This is a genomic window from Longimicrobium sp. (genome assembly GCF_036388275.1).
Taxonomy (GTDB): domain Bacteria; phylum Gemmatimonadota; class Gemmatimonadetes; order Longimicrobiales; family Longimicrobiaceae; genus Longimicrobium.
This window is the reverse complement of the sequence record NZ_DASVSF010000026.1, coordinates 70,210-87,776: the sequence shown is the minus strand read 5'-3', so window position 1 is coordinate 87,776 and position 17,567 is coordinate 70,210. Positions and strand designations below refer to the sequence as shown.

The window sequence follows — 17,567 nt, the reverse complement described above, 5'->3', positions numbered from 1 at the left end:
TCATCACCCCCGGTTGGCCGCCTCGGCCAGGTCGTCGGCCGCGCGCTGCTCGCCGCCCGCCCGCGCGTCGGCAGGGTCGCCGTCGTCGCTGCGCAGCACCTGCAGCTCGCCTGCGCCGCGTGCCTCGTCGCGGCGCGCCTGCAGCAGCACCTCGAGCTCGCGCTCGCGCAGGTTCAGCGTGTAGCCCGCGCCCACGATGCCCACGCGCAGGTAGCTGAGCGTCAGCGGGTGCCCCTCCATGCACTCGTCGGCGTTGTCGAAGCGCACCCCGCGCCCGTCCACGAAGGTTACCGATCCACGGCCCACCACCTTTCCCAGGTGTCCCTCCACCACCATCGCGGTGTCTTCGTCGATGCCCAGCCCCAGCAGCTCGGGGTTCTGCGCGATCACCATGAACAGCCGCTGAAGCCGCCGCCGCTGGGTGAAGTGCGTGTCGATCATCGCGCGAAAGCCCAGCAGCCCGAAGCCGGGGCCCAGGTGCACGGCCTGCATCTGCCCGTACTCGTCGGGCTCGCCGCCGGCCAGGATGGTCTCGGTGAGCGCCGCCGCGCCCGCGCTGGTGCCGCACACCGTGGCGCCGCGCGCGTAGGCCTCGCGGATGGCACGGTCCACGCGCGAGCCGCCCACCGTGGCGACCAGGTGCACCTGGTCGCCGCCGCCCAGGAAGATGCCGTCGGCCTGCTCGATCATCGACACGATGCGCCGGTCCTGCGCACGGTCGCGGCGGTCCAGGATGGGGATCTCGACGTTGGTGGCGCCCGCCGTCCGGAACGCATCCAGCCAGGAGCGCGCCGAACCCTCCGGGTCCGCCGACGCCGTGGTCAATCCCACGATCTTGCCCCCGTCGCGCCCCCCGCACACCTCCAGGAAGGCGGCCAGCGCGGCGCCGTCGGGCTCGCACGCCCCGCCGATCAGCACCAGCTTGCCTGCGTGCCGGTCCGTCCGCCGCCGTGTGGGAGAATCGCCGTTGGGTGCGTTCAGTTCCGCGATCACGCCTGTTCCTTTGCCATTCCCAGTTCCCGCAGCGAATGCACCGCCAGCGCCGCCGCTACCTGCGCCGGCACGTCCTCCCCCTCCTCCACCGCGCCCCCGTCGGTAAGCTCGCCGCCCACCTCGATGACGATGCGCCCGTCGCGCACCATGGCCACCGACCTCGCCACCCGCGTGTCGCGCACGGGCACCCGCTCGCGGGTGGAGAACACGGCCACGCGGCACCCGGCCTTGCGCGCCATGTCCTGCACCTCCCACTCGCGCGAGGGCACCACCACGATGCCGCCGCTGGGCACGGCGTCGGCCAGGGTGGACACCAGCTGCAGGTTGCGCTCCTCTTCCTGGTACCGTTCGGGCACGTCGGTCGGGTCGGCGTCCAGGATGACGGCCACCTCGCTGCGCGCGTACGGCAGCCCCGCGTTCAGCAGGTACGATGGAGCCACGTCCACGATCAGCGCCTCGTCGCTGATGCCGCGCTTCAGCATCTGCTCGCGCACCTGCGTGCGGTGCCCGCCGCCGGTAATGCCGCAGAGCACCGACTGGGTGAGCCCGGGCACGTCGGGCGACTCGGCCAGCGACTGCAGCTCGGCCACCATGTGCTCCACGCCTTCCAGCTCGCCCGCGAAGGCGCGCTGCACCGCCTCCAGCGCCAGCGCCGCGGCGCGAAGCCCCACCTCGGCGTGAAGGTGCTCGAAGACGACGGTGTACTCGCCCTCGCGGTCACCGCCGCGCGCGCGGCCGTAGCCAACGTCGTGCCCGATCATCCCCTGCAGCTCCAGTCCCACGTGCTCGGCGATGTGGGGCGCGTACGTGCCCCGCCGCAGCCGCGTGACGAAGCCGCCGCGCTCGCCGATGCTGCACCGATGCTCCCACAGCCCGGGAAAGGCGCGGATCAGCGCCTCGTTGAAGCCGGGAACCTCGGCGGAGTGGATTTCGTCGTACGCGCCCACCGCCACGTCCATGCGCGTGATGGGGCGGCGCGACCAGAAGTTGGCCCCGCGCAGCGAGCGCAGGCCCACCAGGCGGATTTCGCTGTACGGATCGGGCAGGGCCATGGGTTCTCGGATCGGGATTCGGACACGCGGTGGGGCTGGGGCAAGGCGGGTGCCGCTTCGGCGGATTTCGCGTTTGGGCGGGATTGCTGGCGAGTCTCGATGCACTTCGGCCGGTCCGGCGCAATCCCCGGCTGCCCTCTCCCCCCGGCCCCCTCTCCCGCGAGCGGGAGAGGGGGAGAACTTCGATCGCGTTTCGGCTGGCGCTGAGGCGAATGTCATCCCGATGGAGCGGCCCCGGCGAATCAGCCCCCCCACCGTGGCTCGCAGCGACTGAGGGATCCGCCACACACTCCGCCGCAACCGCCGTCGTCCGCGCGGCACCGAACCCAGCCGTGCTCGGCCGAGGACCCGGTGCATGCCCCTGGCGCCCCCCATCCCCAGCCCTTCCCCCGCAAACCCCCGCGGGGGAAGGGAGCTAGCCCGGTGCGCTTCGGTGGATTTCGCGTTTGAACGGGATTGCTGGCCGAGAGGGGGAGAACTGCACGGGGATTCGGGCGCGCCACCCAGTTGAACCCGCACTGCGGCAGGCCAGTCTGCGAAGGCAGACTTCGTGTGGTTGTTGCCGCGAATTCATTCGCCCCAGCGAGGCCGGAGCCCCCCAGCGAGGCCGGAGCCCCCAGCGAGGCCCGAGCCCCAGCGAGGCCGGAGCCCCCAGCGGGGTCGGGGCTCGCAGGGCTACCCTCGCTTCGTCCCGGTCCCGGTCCCCGTCCCCGAGCCCGTGGTGTCGGGCGGCGTCGGTGGCGGAGGCGTCGGCTCGGTGGGGACCGGCGGCTCCGGGCGAGGCTCGCTCGGCGGCGGGGGCGGGGTTTCGCGCGGACGCTCGGGCCGCGGCGCCGGCGGCGTGGACGGCCTTGGCGTCGTCGTGCGCGGCGTGGTGGTGCGCGGCAACGGCGTCCCCACGGTGCCCGGGAGCGGCGTGGCCACGGAGTCGCCGGCGCGGCGGCGGGCCTCCAGCTCCGGCCAGTCGATCCCCTTGTCGCGCAGGTCGCCCACGCCCACCGTGTCGGGATCGTACGACCCGGCGGGAAGGTCGTAGGCGTAGGCGCCCACCTCTTCGTCCATCCACGCCGTGTCCATCGCCATCCCGCTGTACGCGCCGGGGTCGCACACGGGACGCGGCGGGCGCGAGTTCACGAAGTACTCCGTGTACGTCTCCCCCCGCGCCGGGCACGACGGGTCCACCGCGAAGCCCGTCGCCCGGTCCACCGTTTCGGTGAGCACGCCGCGGGGCGGGCTCCACGCCGGGGGCATCTTCCGGTTGGCGTAGATGCGCGACATCATGCGCCCCCACACCGGCGCCGCGATGGTGCCGCCCGACGCGCCCTTGACGATGGTGGCCGGCCGGTCCAGCCCGAACCACACCGCGCCGACGAGGTCGGGCGTGTAGCCGACGAACCAGATGTCCGTCGCGCCGTTGGTCGTCCCCGTCTTCCCGGCTGCCGGGCCGCGGAAGCCCGCTCCGCGCACCGGGGTGCCGGTGCCGCGGTCCACCACGTCGCGCAGCATGCTGGTGAGCACGAACGCCGCGGCCGGGTCCACCGCCCGCTCGCGCCGGGGCGCGGCCTCGTACAGCACCTCGCCCTTGCTGTCCTCGATGCGCTGGATGACGTACGGGTCGGTCACGTTGCCGCCGTTGGCCAGCGCCGCGTAGGCCGACACCAGCTGGATGGGCCGCACCTCGGCCGAGCCCAGCGCCGTCGACGGAACGTTGGGGATGTCGGTGGTGATGCCCATCTCCCTGGCCCGGCGGATGACGTCGGCCATCCCCACCTGCTGCGCGATGCGCACCGTCACCGTGTTCTTGGAGCGCGCCAGCGCGTCGCGCACGGTGATGGGTCCGTCGTAGCGGCCCGTGTAGTTCTTGGGCTCCCAGGTTCCGCCCCCGGACAGGGCCAGCTTCAGCGGCGAGTCGTCGAAGCGCGTGGTGGGGGCTACGCTCTGCTCCAGCGCCGCCAGGTACACGAACGGCTTGAAGGCCGAGCCGGGCTGGCGCATTCCCTGGTACACGCGGTCGAACTTGCTGTCGTCGTAGTCGCGCCCGCTGACCAGCGCGCGCACGGCCCCCGTCTCGGCCTCCATCACCACCGCGAAGCCCTGCAGGTACGCCGTGGCGCCCTCGTCGGTCTCGCCCTTGGCCTCCGGATAGGTGGGGTGCCGGTACGCGCCGAATCGCCCCGCCTCGATGGCGTCGGCCTGGCGCGCCATCTCTTCCTCAGCCGCGCGCTGGGCCACCGGGTCCAGGGTGGTGTAGATGCGGAGCCCGGCGGTGAACAGCTCTGCGGGGACGCGCTCCTCCAGCTCGCGGCGCACCCGCTCCTGGAAGTACGAGCCGCGCTGCGACGAAGGCGGGCGGCGGGCCAGGCGAATGGGCGACGCCTGCGCCTCGGCGGCCTGCGCGGGGGTGATGTGCCCGCCCTTGGCCATCTCGCGCAGCACCAGGTCGCGGCGCTTCTTGGCGCGCTCGCGGCTTTCGCGCGGGTTGATGCGCGAGGGCGACTGCGGAAGCCCGCCGATGAGCGCCGCCTCGGCCAGCGTCAGCCGGCTGGCCGGCTTGCCGAAGTACACGCGCGCGGCCGCATCTACCCCGTACGCGCCCTCGCCCATGTACACGTGGTTCAGGTACAGCTCCAGGATCTTGTCCTTGCTGAACGCCCCCTCGATCTGCCGGGAGATGCGCACCTCCAGCACCTTGCGGCGCAGGGACTGCTCGCGGTAGTTCAGCTGGTCGGGAAAGAGGTTGCGGGCCAGCTGCATGGTGATGGTGCTGCCGCCCTCCTCCACCCCGCCCGCCCGCACGTTGCGGAACAGCGCGCCCAGGAAGCGCTTCCAGTCTACCCCGCCGTGGCTGTAGAAACGGCGGTCCTCCACCGAGAGAACCGCCAGGGGCATGTACTTGGGCATGGAATCCAGCGGCACGATGCGGCGGTTGACGCTGGCCAGCGTGCCCATGGACTTGCCGTTCATGTCGAACAGCTGCGAACCCTCGGCCTGGTACTTTTCCAGGTCGCCCACCGGGGCGCATCCGCCGAAGCCGCAGGGGGCGAACCACAGCCACCCGAAGGCGCCCAGCCCCAGCGCGGCGAAAATTCCAAGGCCGATCAACAGCTTTCGTCGCAGGGGCATATCGGGTACTCCGAGAGTGTGTCGTTACGGTTTCGCGCCCCCCGGTGCAGGGGATACGAAGTCTTCCGGCCGGGGCACGCGTGGCTGGCCCGGAAAAACGGGCCGGCCGGGGAGCTCGGGGGTGGGGTCCACGAACATTACGGACGGCGTCGATGCGCGGCGGGGGCACACGGCCTCGGGCACGTGCCGCGCCGAAAAGAAGTCCGGCGATCCCCCGCCGCACCCCTCGGCCATCACGCGCCCTCCGCTGACCCTTCGCACCACCACGTCGGCGGGCCGCTTCCACGGCTCTGGCGGCTTGCGTCTGGCGTATTCCGTACGCATAACCCGCGCCCACACCGGCACCGCCAGCAGGCCGCCCGTGGCGTTGGGCATGATGGTGCGCGGGTTGTCGAAGCCCATCCACACCCCCGCCAGCAGCTCGGGGGTGTAGCCCACGAACCACACGTCGGTGCTGCCGTTGGTGGTGCCCGTCTTTCCCGCCGCGGGCACGTCCCACGACAGGCCGCCGATCGCCGGGTCGCGCGCCGGGGCGCCGGAGCCGCGGTCCACCACCTCGCGCAGCATGTCGGTGAGGATCCACGAGATGCCGGGCGCCACCGCCTGGCGGGGCGGGGGCGCCGGCTCCCACAGCACCTGGCCGCGGTGGTTCTCCACGCGGACCACGTAGCGCGGCTCCACCCGCCAGCCGCCGTTTCCGAAGGCCGCGTAGGCGCCGATCATGTCCAGCGGGTACACGCCCGCGGAGCCGATGTAGACGGAGGGATAGCCGGGGATGCGCGTTTCCAGCCCGGTGCGCGCGGCCAGGTCGCGCAGCTTGGCGATCCCCGTCTCGCGCCCCAGCCGGATGGCGGCCCGGTTGCGCGAATAGCGCAGCGCCGACCGCAGCGACGCCCACCCGCCCCCGCGCCCCTCGTAGTTGCGGGGCGACCACACCTCGTTCCCCACCTGGATGGAGATGGGAGCGTCGGAGATGCCGGAAAGCGGCGAGCGGCCGTTTTCCAGCGCGGCCGCGTACACGAACGGCTTGAAGGCCGAGCCGGGCTGGCGAAGGGCCTGCGTGGCGCGGTTGAACTGCGAGTGCTTGAAGTCGCGCCCCCCCACCATCGCCCGGATCAGCCCGGAGTGCGGGTCCATCACCACCACCACGCCCTGCAGGTACGGCGTGTGGACCACGGGCTGGCCGGGCTTGAGCCCCTGGGTGAACCTTTCGTACGTGGGATGCCCGTAGCCGCCGAACGTGCCCCGTTCCACCTGCCGGATCTGCTCTTCCAACCCGCGCTCGGCCTCGGCCTGCAGCACGGGGTCGATGGCGGTGTGGATGCGCAGCCCGCCGGTGTACAGGAGCTCGCCGAACTGGTCCTCGAGCTCGCGCCGGACGGACTCCACGAAGTACGGGGCCTTGATGGCGCCGCCGGGAGGCGCCAGGACCACGGGCTCGGTGGCGGCCTGGTCTGCCTGGGCGCGGGTGATGAGGCCCATGTCGGCCATGGCGCTCAGCACGATGGCGCGGCGGCGCTCCGCCCGCTCCGGGTGCTGGCGCGGGTTGTAGGCGCTGGGTGCCTGCGGAAGCCCGGCGAGCACCGACACCTCCTGGTACGTCAGGTCGCGCGCGCGCTTGCCGAAGTAGGTGCGCGACGCCGCCTCGATGCCGTAGGCACCGGCGCCCAGGTAGATGTGGTTCAGGTACAGCTCCAGGATGTGGCGCTTGCTGAAGCGCCGCTCCATCTGCATGGCCAGCTTGATCTCGGCGAACTTGCGCCGCACGCTGGTCTCGTTGGCGGGGAGCTGCTGGGGGAACAGGTTGCGCGCCAGTTGCATGCTGATGGTGCTGCCGCCGGGGCCGCCCCACCCGCGGATGATGTTGTCGCGCACCGCGCCGATCATGCGCACGGGGTCTACGCCCTCGTGCTCGAAGAAGCGGCGGTCCTCGATGGCCACGAAGGCCATGTACACGTGCCGCGGCAGCGAGTCGATGTCCACCACGGTGCGGCGCTCGCGGAAGAACTGGCCCAGCACGCCGCCGCGCGAGTCCAGCACCAGGCTGGCCTGGCGCGGGGCGAAGCTGGCGATCTGCTCGGCCGAGGGGCAGGTGCCGGCGCACGCGCGCGTCCACGCGGCCACCACGCCGCCGGTGCTGCACGAGCCCATGCCCAGCGCGGCCAGCCCGATGACGAGCTTGCGCTCGGCCGGGTTGCGCCAGGCGCCGCGCAGCCGGGTCCATCCACTCACGATCCGCTCGCGCCACACTTCCGGCCGCGCGAACTTCTTCCACTCAGTAGCCAACGGTTCGCCCCGCCTTCTTCGGGTGAGTCCGCATTCGTCGCATCCATAGAATCATAGCGGATACATAGATACACGCTCGGGAGGGCAGGGGAAAGGGAAGTGCGTGAGTGCGTGAGTGCGGAAGTGCGTGTGCGGCACGTACGAGCCTGGGCGCGGAAGCGGTCACGGATGGCGAGGCCTCGGCCGTCGAGGGGCCTCACCCGGCGGCGCCGACACGCGTGCCGCCCTCTCCCACGAACAGCGTGGGAGAGGGGGTACACTTCAGGGCTTTGGGGCGTCCAGGCGAGTTCGGTGCTCGGGCCGGCGCCCCCCATCCCCAACCCTTCCCCCGCAAACTGCGCGGGGGAAGGGAGCCAGTCGGGTGCGCCGGGCCAGCCGGAGCGCACTCGAATTCTCCTCTCTCCCATGGGGTTTATGGGGGAGAGGCCGGGAGAGGGGGGCGACCGCGGCATGCGCCACTGTCAGTCGAAGCGCAGTTCAGGTCTCCCCCTCCCCTGCGCAGCGGGGGACGGGGGCCGGGGGGAGTGGGCTCCCAAGGCATGCACCGGCAGCCGTGCGAACCCCGATCGAAGTTCCCCCCTCTCCCGGCGCAGTTTGCCGGGGAAGGGGCAGGGGGAGGGGCCCACCCGACGAATGCACGAACGTCCGGCGAACCGCCCCGATACCCACACATGAAAAGCCCTCCCCTGCGCGAACGCGGGGGAGGGCTCCTTACTTCGTGTGGCGCGGACCTACAGCCAAGTGCGCACGGCCAGGGCGACGACCAGGACCCCCATCAGGCTCAGGAAATCCAGCCGCAGCACCAGCGGCCCCAGCGTAAACCCGACGGCCACCAGGTCGATCACCAGCGGGCCGAAGGCCGCCGCCACCGACGTGGTGAAGAACGCGCGCGCGGTGCTCTCGGGCATGAACCGGATGGCCAGCTCCGAAAGCAGCGCTCCCAGCAGCAGCCCAACCAGCACCACCACGAGCACACGGCCCGCGCGACGGCGTGTGGCGACGCTCATCTATATCTCCCCCCAACCCGTTCGAAATTGGCTCCCTCGATCTCGCCCCGAGCGCAGGCAAGAGCAGTGCCCCCGCATCAGCGGCGGCGCTCGATGGCGTAGACGATACTGTCGCGCAATGCTTCCAACGCCGGTCCCTCGGGCAGCCCGTCCAGCGCCTCGGAGGCGCGCTGCGCGCATTCCATGGCCTGCGCGTGCGCGTATTCCAGCCCGCCCTGCCCCTTCACGATCTCCACCACCCCCGCGATCATCGCCTCGCTGGGCTCGGGGTGCGCGAACAGCGCCTCCACCTCGGCCCGCTCCCCCGGCGCCAGCCGCGGCAGCGCGTGGATCAGCGGCAGCGTCACCTTGTGCTCGCGCAGGTCCAGCCCCGTGGGCTTGCCCGTGATCGCCGAGTCGGCCGTGTAGTCCAGCAGGTCGTCGGCGATCTGGAAGGCCAGCCCCAGCTCGCGGCCGAAGGTCTTCAGCGCCTGGCGGTGCGCCGGGGCCCCGGTCAGCGCGCCCAGCTCGCAGGCGGCCCCCATCAGCGAGGCCGTCTTGCTGTCGATCAGGCGGAAGTAGTCGGCCTCGGAAAAGTCCAGCGCGTCGTGCGACGAAAGCTGGCGCATTTCGCCCACCGTCATGGCGTTCGCCGCGTCGGCCAGCACCTGGATGGGCTCCAGCTTGCCCAGCCGGGTGATTTCCATCAGCGACCGCGTGTACAGGTAGTCGCCCATGATGATGGCCACTTGGTGGCTCCACAGGGCGTTCACCGTGGGCATGCCGCGGCGCAGCACCGAGTGGTCCACCGCATCGTCGTGCACCAGCGTGGCCAGGTGCACCAGCTCCACGATGGCGGCCAGCGTCTCGGCCTGGGGCGACTGCTCGCCCTCGACGTTGTCGCACAGCAGCAGCAGGCTGGGGCGGAACAGCTTGCCGCGGATCTTCAGCAGGTACTCGTTTACCGTTTCCACCGGGGCGAAATCCGACACCACGATGCGGCGGATTTCGTCCACGACGCCATCCACACGCTCCCGGATGGGGGCCTGGATGTCGGCGAGGCGGGGAACGGCGGTGCGCGCGGTCATGCGTGGCGGATCGGCTTCTTGGCTGATGGGTTTCCCGCGAAAGCTAGGGCGCGCGCCGCCCGTCGTCAAACCTACGCCGCCCCACGGCTTGCGCGCAGCCGGTCCACCCGCTGGGCCGTGTCGCGGAAGCGGATGTCGACGGACACCACGCGCTCGTAGTACTCCAGCGCCGTGTCGGGCCGGCCGGTGCCCTCGTCCACGCGGCCCAGCAGGTACAGCACCCCCACCAGGTCGCCGTCGGCCACGCCGGGCAGCTTCAGCGCGCGGTCCAGCACACGGCCGGCGACGGCGTACTGCGTCTTTTCGACGAAGCACTGGCCCAGCAGCTCCAGGGTGGCCAGCGGCTTGGCCCCGCCGCGCAGCGCCACCTGGAACTCGGAGATGGCTTCGTCGATCAGCCCCATCTCCATGAAGGCCACGCCCAGGTCGTAGTGGCTGGCGTTGTCCTCGACGTCGATGTTCTCGGCCACCTTCTGGCGGAAGCTGGCCAGCATCTCGGCGAAGTCCTTGTCCTCGTCGCCGCTGGGCTCCTTTTCCTCCACGATGAACCGCGTGGACGCTTCGCCCTCGTCGTCGTCGCCCAGGATCAGCGCGCCCAGGTCCACGTACTCGTTTTCCGGCGGGGCCGCGGGGGCGGGCGGCGGGGCGGCGGGGCGGACGGGTGCGGCGGCCGGAGGCGCGGCGGGGGCCCGTGGGGCCGGGGCGGCCGGGGGCGGGGCGAGCTGCGCGGCGGCGGCGCGCGCCTCCACGTTGTGCGGGTCCAGCTCCAGCACGCGCTTGAACACCGCCGCGGCCTTGCCGTCGTGCCCGTGGCGCGCGAAGTGGCGGCCCAGGTCCAGGTACGCCTCCACCTGTGGCTCGGGCCGGCCGCTGCGGAAGGCGTACTCCACGCGCTTCTGCAGCAGCAGCCCGTCGTCGGGCCGTAGCCCGATGAGGGCCGTGATGGGCGCCACCGCCTCGTAGTACATCCCCCGGGCGGCCAGGGCTCGATGCGCGTTCTCCAGCACCCCCTCCACGTCGTGGGCCAGCCCGCGCGCGCGCAGCTCCCGCACCAGCTCGTCGCGCGAGGCCTCGTCGGCGGGCTCGGCGGCCACGTGGGCGCGCAGGTCCTCCAGCCGGTCCACCGTGTGGACGAACGCCGGTTCCGGCTCCGGCGCCCGGCGCCGCGCGGGTGCACGGCGCGGGGCGGGCGGCGGCGGGGGCGCGGCGGGCTCGTCGTCGAAGCTCATCAGCGGCAGGTCGCCGCCTCCCTCCTCGTCGTCCGCGCCGTCCCCGTCGTCGTCCATCCGCGGCAGCCGGCCGCCATACCCGCCGGCGTCCCCGCCGAAGTCGCCGCCGTCCATCAGCGGCAGGTCGCCCCCGGCGTCCTCTCCGTCGTCCAGCCCCATCAGCGGCAGCCGATCGCCCGTGTCCTCTTCGTCCTGGAAGCCGACCAGCGAAAGCCCGCGGTCGCCCTGGTCGTCTCCCTCGTCCAGGGACGGGAGGTCCAGCGAGGTGGGCTCGAAGTCCAGGGTGCCCCCGTCCAGCCCCATCAGCCCGGATGGCCGCGGCGGCTCCGGCGCGGGGCGGGAGGGAGACCGCGGGGCGGGCGCCGGCGGGCCCTCGTCCAGCGCCGTGGATTCCAGCCCCAGCAGCTGCGGGACGTCGCCGTCGTCCTCGTCGCCGCCCAGGTTCACGGCGGTGGGCTCGATGGTGGGGCTCAGGTCCAGCGCGGGAAGCTCCGCGACCTCGGCCGGCTTGGGGCGGGCGGCGGTGCGGCCATCGTGGAGCGCGGCGCGAAAGTCGTCGACGGCGTGCGCCTGGTTGCGCAGCAGCGGCGAGTCGTCGGCGTTGGGGTCCACCCCGCGGATCTGCTCGCGGAGGGCCTGGGCCGTCGCGTCGTCGCCGCCCTGCACGGCGGCGCCCAGCAGGATGCGGAACTGCTCGATGGCGGGGTCGCGCTGCCCGTGGGCCAGCAGCTGCTCGGCCAGCACGCGGCGCACGCCCACGTCCTGCGACAGGTCGGCGAACTCGCGGAGGGCTTCGAAGGCGGCGTCGGCCTTGCCCGCCTTCTTCATCCGCTCGGCGTACTCCAGAAAGTTCTGGCGCGCGTCGGCCACGAAGCCCGCGGCGGCGCTGATCTGCCCCAGCTTGTGGTACACCTGCGTGCGCCCGGGGACGATGCGCAGCAGCTTGCGGCAGAGCGCGATGGCGTTGTTGTAGAGCCCCGAATCGGCGTACGCGCTCACGGCGCGCTCGTACGCTTCTACCGCCCGGTCCGTCTCGTTGACGCGCAGGTGAAGGTCGCCCACGCGGTTCCACAGGGCGATGTCTACCTCTTCGCCCTCCGGCTCCTCCTGGAGCAGCTGGCGATACAGGTTGGCGGCCTCGCGCCACTGATCCTTGTTCTCAGCGGCGCGTGCCTGGTCTCTCAGCTTCGGAGCGGTCGCCATGCGATGGAGTTCGGGCGGGGCTGGCACGGAACCGCGAAAGATAGCGGACGCGCTAAGTGCGTACAAGGATTGAGGAAGCGGGATGCCGGCCCACGTTACCCGCCCTGAACGGGATTTGTCGCGGGCGCCAAGCGTAGCTCGTCGGCCCCACTCGTGCGGCAGCGATGCGCATCATTCGGCGTCTGCGGCCTCCTGCGGCACCGCCGTTGCCACCACCCCGCGCCTCCTTGCGGCGGGGTGCCGCGTGGAATCGTGTGGTTTTCAACGGGAGAGGCAAGATGATCGGCAAGCAGTCCAGCACCAAACGCGTCCTCGGGTTCGCGCTCGCGGCCCTGGTATCGGCCGGCATTTCGGCGTGCGCGGCGGGGATGGGAGCGACCGCCAACGTGGGCGCCGAGGCGCACGCCAGCATGTCGGCGGTGCACGTGGCGGAGATCGAGGAGGGGTCGATGGGCGCGCAGCGCGCCACCAACGCGCAGGTCCGCGCGTTCGCGCAGCACCTGGTGACCGACCACCGCCCGTTCCTGCAGCAGGAGCAGCAGCTCGCCAGCCAGATGGGGCTTCAGGCCGCGGCGACGGCGAACGTGCAGCTGCCCGGGCTTCAGGCGGGCGTGGACGTGAACGCCAACACGCAGGCGCTGATGATGTCCATCCCCACCAGCCGGGCGCTGGTGGAGCAGCACATGCGCGCCATGGCCGACCTTGGCGACGAGACGGGCGCGGAGTTCGACCGCGAGTTCATGGACCGGCAGATCGCGGCGCACCGCCAGGCGCTGGCGCTGGCGACGCGCTTCGAGGGCGCCGTGCAGAACACGCAGCAGCGCATCCTGATTGCCCAGGAGCGCGCCGCCGTGCAGGCGCACCTGGAGATGGCCACGCAGATCCGCGCGGGCCTGTAGTCCGCCCAGGGGACAGGTGATGGATCGAGGGGACGGACCCGCGGGTCCGTCCCCTCGTTCTTTCCAGCATCCAGGCGCTGGGGCGAATGAATTCAATTCGCGGCAGCGACGGCCCGAAGTCCGCCTGCGCGGACTGCACGCGTGGTCGAGCGCATGAGGCCAGCCGAAGCGCGCCGGGCTGGCACCCTTCCCCCGCGCAGTTTGCGGGGGAAGGGCTGGGGATGGGGGGCGCCGACAGCATGTGCCGGATCCCGCCTGAGCCGGCGCGAAGTTCTCCCCCTCTCCCGCTCGCGGGAGAGGGGGCCGGGGGGAGAGGGCAGCCGAGGAATGCGCCGGAGCCCGTCCAAACGCCTCGCTGCTCGCCAGGGTTGCTGGAGGTTGAGCATGCGCCGGACCGGTCGAAACGCCTCGCTTTCACCAGGGTTGCTGGAGATCGCGCGAGTGGAAGGAGGCGCTACAGTGAGGGGGCGATCGGCGCGGCGACGCGACAAAGAAACGGGGGTGCCGGCGCTGTGCCGGCACCCCCGTCGGGTGAAGCTGTCCTACCGGGCGATCACCGGTTGATGCTGGCGATCACGCGGGCGGCGGCGGCGGAAAGGTCCGCGCCCATGGCCGCCGTCATCCGTCCCGAGCGCACCTGCGCCTCGACCTGGTTGATGAAGGCCTCCAGCTGCTGCGTCGCGGCGGTGCGGTTGCCGCGGTCCAGCGACTCGCGGGCGGCCTGCAGCGTCGCCGAGAGCGCGGTCACCGTGCCGGCGCTCATTCCGCTGGCGGCCACCGGGGCGAGCAGCGTGGCCTGGATGCCCTGCTGCGCCGTCAGCACCGTCACCGACGCGCTGCCGGTGCCCGCGCCGCCGTCGTCGTCGGCCACCGTCACGAGCACCGTGTGGGTGCCGGCCGCGGTGTAGACGTGGCTGAGCGAGAACGACTTGCCGCTCAGCGCCAGCCCCTGCGGCCCCGCGCCGTCGCCGTAGTCCACGGTCGCCGTCCACGTGTCGGGGTCGGCGTCGGCGAACGAGCCGGCCGCCGTGTAGCGCTCACCCGGCAGCAGCGTGGCGCCGGCGATCCCCGAAACGTTCGGGGCGATGTTGGCGATCACGGCCGTCGTGTTGGTGGTCGTGGCCAGCCCGGCCGCGTCCGTCACCGTCAGCGTGACCGTGTAGGAGCCGGCGCGCAGGTAGGTGTGCGCGGGGCTGGCCAGCGTGGAGGTGTTGGCGGCGCCGGAGGCCGGGTCGCCGAAGTTCCACGCGAAGGTCACCGGCTTGCCGTTGGGGTCGTTCGAGGTGCTGCCGTCGAACTGCACCGCCACGCCCTTGTTGCCGGCGTAGCCGCTGCCCGGGGCCGCGACCGGCGGCGCGTTGGGGTCCTTGCCGGTGACCGCGCGGTAGACGTTGATGCGGCCGGCACCCGTGCGGTTGTCCCATCCCGGCGCTTCCACGTCGTCCGCCGTCTGGATCATGCGGGCGCGGACGTCGGCGGCGCGGGTCATTCCCGTGGCGTACAGCAGGGCGGCCAGGCCGGCCACCTGCGGGGTGGCCATCGAGGTGCCCGACTTCCAGGTGTAGCTGTTGCTGGAGTGCAGGGGCGCCAGGATGAAGCTCGCGGCGGTGTTCTTGGGATTGCTGTCGCCGCCGGGCGCCGAGATCTCGATCTGCGCGCCGTAGTTGCTGTAGCTGGCCTTGGTGTCGCCCCAGTTGGTGGCGCCCACGGCCATGCACTCGGGGAAGCGCGCCGGGTAGCCGATGCCGCCCGTGTAGCCGTTCGGCTTGTTGTCGTCGTTGCCGGTGGCGCAGACGGGAAGCGCTTCCTTGCTCAGGGCGTACTGCATGGCGGCCTGCTGCGCCGCCGAGCCGGTGCCGTCGGGGTTACCGCCGAAGCTGCCCAGGCTCATGTTGATGACGTTGGCGCCGTTGTTGGCCGCCCACACGATGGCGTTGGCGGTGGCCGAGTTCGGGCAGCTGCCCGCCGAGTTGCACACCTTGCCGATGAGCAGCTTGATGTTGGTGCCGTAGGCCACGCCCGGGATCCGAACGTCGGCGCGCGAAGCCGCGATGCCGGCCACGTGCGAGCCGTGTCCCTGGTCGTCGGTGTAGTTGCCGGTGCCGACGGTGGTGGTGTCGGCCAGGAAGCGGCGGCCGCCGACGATCTTGCCCGCGAACGCCGGGTGCGTGGTGCGGATGCCGGTGTCCAGGATGGCGATGGTCGCCGAGCCCGCGAAGTTGGGGCCCAGGTGGTCGTACGTCTCGGCCCAGTCGATGTCGGCGTCCGCCTTGCCCGTGGTGACGATGCCCAAGCCCTGGAGCGACATGTCCATGGTGCCGGGGTTGTGCAGGTCCCACTTCCACAGGGCGATGTCGCCGTCGGGCAGGTCGCAGCTCACCGACGTTTCGCACGGGCCCACGCGCATGATGCCGTCGGGCTCGGCGAACTCCACGTTGGGGTTCCTGCTCAGCTGCGCGGCGATGGCTGCTTCTTCGCCGACCGGCACCTCGAGGATCTCCGTGCGCTCCAGCAGCATGTCGCCCTTCTTGCGGGCGCGGTGCTGCTGCGCGATTTCCGAGCGGGCGGCGCCCGGGCGGAAGCGGACGATGATCTGGCCGGGGACGATTTCCTCGGGCGCGGCGGAAGCGTTCAGCGAAACGGGCGAGTTGGCGCCCAGGCCGGTGGCGACGGGGCTGAGGTCCGAACAGGCGGACAGGCCGGTGACGCCAGCAAGGAACAGCGGGAAAGCACGCTTCATGGAGGTCCTCGAAAAACGTGGAGGGGCTCAACCGGCAACGCCGGCGATGGTTGCTCCGCCGGGTGGCGGAAAGCGGGAGAGACGGTCCAGGCACACGGGCGTTGGACAGCACTAATCCTATCGCCGCCACCCCGTTTCGTCAAGGCCCGCGGTTTCGGTGTAAGCTGTTTAAACGCAGTTACTTGGATGTGTGGCGCGCGTCACGGGCCGGCACCGCGAGCCCGGTGCTACGATCGGCTCCGCTCCGCAGCCGATGGCGGATACTGAATATCTCCCGTGGAGATTGATGTCGAGGGCCCCCGGCTCTGCTGGGGCGAATGAATTCGCGGCAACGACGGCCCGAAGTCCGCTTTCGCGGACTGCACGCGTGGTCGAGCGCACGAGGCCAGCCGAAGCGCACCGGGCTGGCTCCCTTCCCCCGCGCAGTTTGCGGGGGAAGGGCTGGGGATGGGGGGCGCCGTCGGCATGCGCCGGAACCCGCCTGATCCGCCGCGAAGTTCTCCCTCTCTCCGCCCAGCAATACCGTGAGGGGAGGGGGGTCGGGGGGGCGGGTCGGGGAGAGGGGCCCCCAGCCGGGGCATGCGCAGGCGCCATTCGAAGCGCCCCACGATCTGCCAGCCCCTGGATGACAACGGGTGCGCACGTGCGCGCGACATCTCCCGCCACGTACCGCACACCTCGTCTCATTCCCCATCCGCCGATCGCCCTCCGCGGCCCGCGCGCGCCCCTCGCCGGATGGCGCGCATCCTCTTACCTTACCTGGCCCAACCGCCATCGCAGCCATGACCGTTTCGCAGGACCCGCGCTTCACCTTCGACAGCTTCGTCGTCGGCCCCGACAACCGGATGGCCGCCGCCGCGGCTCGCCGTGCCGCCGAATCGCCGCGCACCGCCTACAACCCGCTGTTCATCCACGGCGTCAGCGGCGCCGGCAAGACGCACCTGCTCCGCGCTGTCGGCACGCTGGCGGCCACGCTGCAGCCCGACATGCACGTGGTCTACCTGACGGCCGACCAGCTGGTGGACCGCGTGTCGGCGGCGGTGGGCGCCGGCGCGGTGGAGGCGCTGCGCGACGAGCTGCTGGACGCCGACATGCTGCTGCTGGACGAGGCGCACCAGCTGGCCGGGCGCGCCCGCACGCAGGAAGAGCTGGTTTCGCTGTGGGACGAGCTGGAGCAGCGCGCCCAGATCGTGGTGGCCGCCGAGGGCGCCAGCCCCGAGCTGCCGGGGGTGGACGACGCGCTGCGCGCCTGCTTCACCCGCGGGCTGGCGGTGGACCTTCCCCCCGCCGACGACGGGGCGCGCACCGAGATCGCCCGCAACGCCGCCCGCCAGCGCGGCATCGAGCTGGCCCCCTCGGCCGCCGAGCAGATCGCCCGCCTTCCCGTGGACGGCGCCGCCGGGCTGATCGCCGCGGTGGAGCGCGTGGGCGCGGCCCAGGCGGAGCGCGGCGAGGCCCTGGTGGACGAGGAGCTGGCCGCCGTCGCCCAGCCGGAGCCCTCCACCGCGCCCGGCGACGAGTTCAGCTCCTTCCTCTTCGACATCTCCGCCACGGTGGAGGAGATCGTCGAAACCGCCCCGTGGCGCCGCAAGCTGGCCGAGGCCATCCTGCGCTGGGAGGGCGAAGGGATGCGCACCCGCCGCCTGGAAGAGGCGCTGGAGGCCGACACCGCACCCGACCTGGACGGGCTGCTGGAGGGCTTCGCGCTGGACGTCGCCCGCCTGCGCGAGGTGGCGGCGGAGCTGGAGGGACTCAGGGCCGAGGCCGCGAAGTCGCCCGTGCTGGCGGACCCCGAGCGGGTGAGCGAGGCCGAGGCGCTCCTGGTCAGCGCCCGGGCCGCCGCCGAGCGCAAGGCCGAGGAAGTGGCCAACGCCCGGCCCCAGGTGGACCGCTGGTACTTCAACGCCGAAAAGACCGTGCTGGACTGGCTGGCCCTGGACGACCGCCTGATCGAGGAGCTGGCCTGAC

General features: G+C 72.1%; 10 protein-coding genes. 2 read left to right on the top strand and 8 right to left on the bottom strand.

The features are described from left to right. Nucleotides 1-3: 3 nt before the first annotated feature. The 7 genes from VF632_RS08080 to VF632_RS08050 all read right to left on the bottom strand — a co-directional run bounded on the left by VF632_RS08080 (nucleotide 4) and on the right by VF632_RS08050 (nucleotide 11,960). Entirely contained in the window at nucleotides 4-993 is a 990-nt protein-coding gene (locus tag VF632_RS08080; RefSeq protein ID WP_331022365.1) for a cyanophycinase, read from the bottom strand. Then, the gene (locus tag VF632_RS08075; RefSeq protein WP_331022364.1) at nucleotides 990-2,045 is read right to left on the bottom strand and encodes a cyanophycin synthetase family protein; all 1,056 of its coding nucleotides are present in this window, start codon (nucleotides 2,043-2,045) and stop codon (nucleotides 990-992) included. The genes VF632_RS08080 and VF632_RS08075 overlap by 4 nt, the downstream gene beginning before the upstream one ends. A 675-nt stretch (nucleotides 2,046-2,720) precedes the next feature. Then, complete coding sequence (locus tag VF632_RS08070; RefSeq protein WP_331022363.1) at nucleotides 2,721-5,168, bottom strand: PBP1A family penicillin-binding protein; 2,448 nt, start codon at nucleotides 5,166-5,168, stop codon at nucleotides 2,721-2,723. 24 nt (nucleotides 5,169-5,192) lie between these two features. Further along, a complete protein-coding gene (locus VF632_RS08065; protein ID WP_331022362.1) occupies nucleotides 5,193-7,454 on the bottom strand; it encodes a PBP1A family penicillin-binding protein in 2,262 nt (753 codons plus the stop codon). 731 nt (nucleotides 7,455-8,185) lie between these two features. Further along, nucleotides 8,186-8,461 carry a hypothetical protein gene (locus VF632_RS08060; protein ID WP_331022361.1) on the bottom strand — a complete coding sequence of 92 codons (276 nt, stop codon included), beginning with the start codon at nucleotides 8,459-8,461 and terminating at the stop codon, nucleotides 8,186-8,188. A 77-nt stretch (nucleotides 8,462-8,538) separates the two neighbouring features. Beyond that, the gene (locus VF632_RS08055; RefSeq protein ID WP_331022360.1) at nucleotides 8,539-9,528 is read right to left on the bottom strand and encodes a polyprenyl synthetase family protein; all 990 of its coding nucleotides are present in this window, start codon (nucleotides 9,526-9,528) and stop codon (nucleotides 8,539-8,541) included. 71 nt (nucleotides 9,529-9,599) lie between these two features. Further along, entirely contained in the window at nucleotides 9,600-11,960 is a 2,361-nt protein-coding gene (locus VF632_RS08050; protein ID WP_331022359.1) for a tetratricopeptide repeat protein, read from the bottom strand. Between the two features lie 278 nt (nucleotides 11,961-12,238). On the opposite strand from VF632_RS08050, the gene VF632_RS08045 reads away from it, so the two are divergent. Beyond that, the gene (locus VF632_RS08045; protein WP_331022358.1) at nucleotides 12,239-12,859 is read left to right on the top strand and encodes a DUF4142 domain-containing protein; all 621 of its coding nucleotides are present in this window, start codon (nucleotides 12,239-12,241) and stop codon (nucleotides 12,857-12,859) included. Nucleotides 12,860-13,412: 553 nt separating this feature from the next. Here the strand turns inward: VF632_RS08045 and VF632_RS08040 are convergent. Beyond that, nucleotides 13,413-15,599 (bottom strand): S8 family peptidase, encoded by a 2,187-nt coding sequence (locus VF632_RS08040; RefSeq protein ID WP_331022357.1) that lies wholly within the window; start codon nucleotides 15,597-15,599, stop codon nucleotides 13,413-13,415. A gap of 782 nt (nucleotides 15,600-16,381) precedes the next feature. Here VF632_RS08040 and VF632_RS08035 point away from each other — a divergent pair. Beyond that, nucleotides 16,382-17,566, top strand: coding sequence for a DnaA ATPase domain-containing protein (locus tag VF632_RS08035; RefSeq protein ID WP_331022356.1), 1,185 nt, complete (start codon nucleotides 16,382-16,384; stop codon nucleotides 17,564-17,566). Nucleotide 17,567 lies beyond the last annotated feature (1 nt).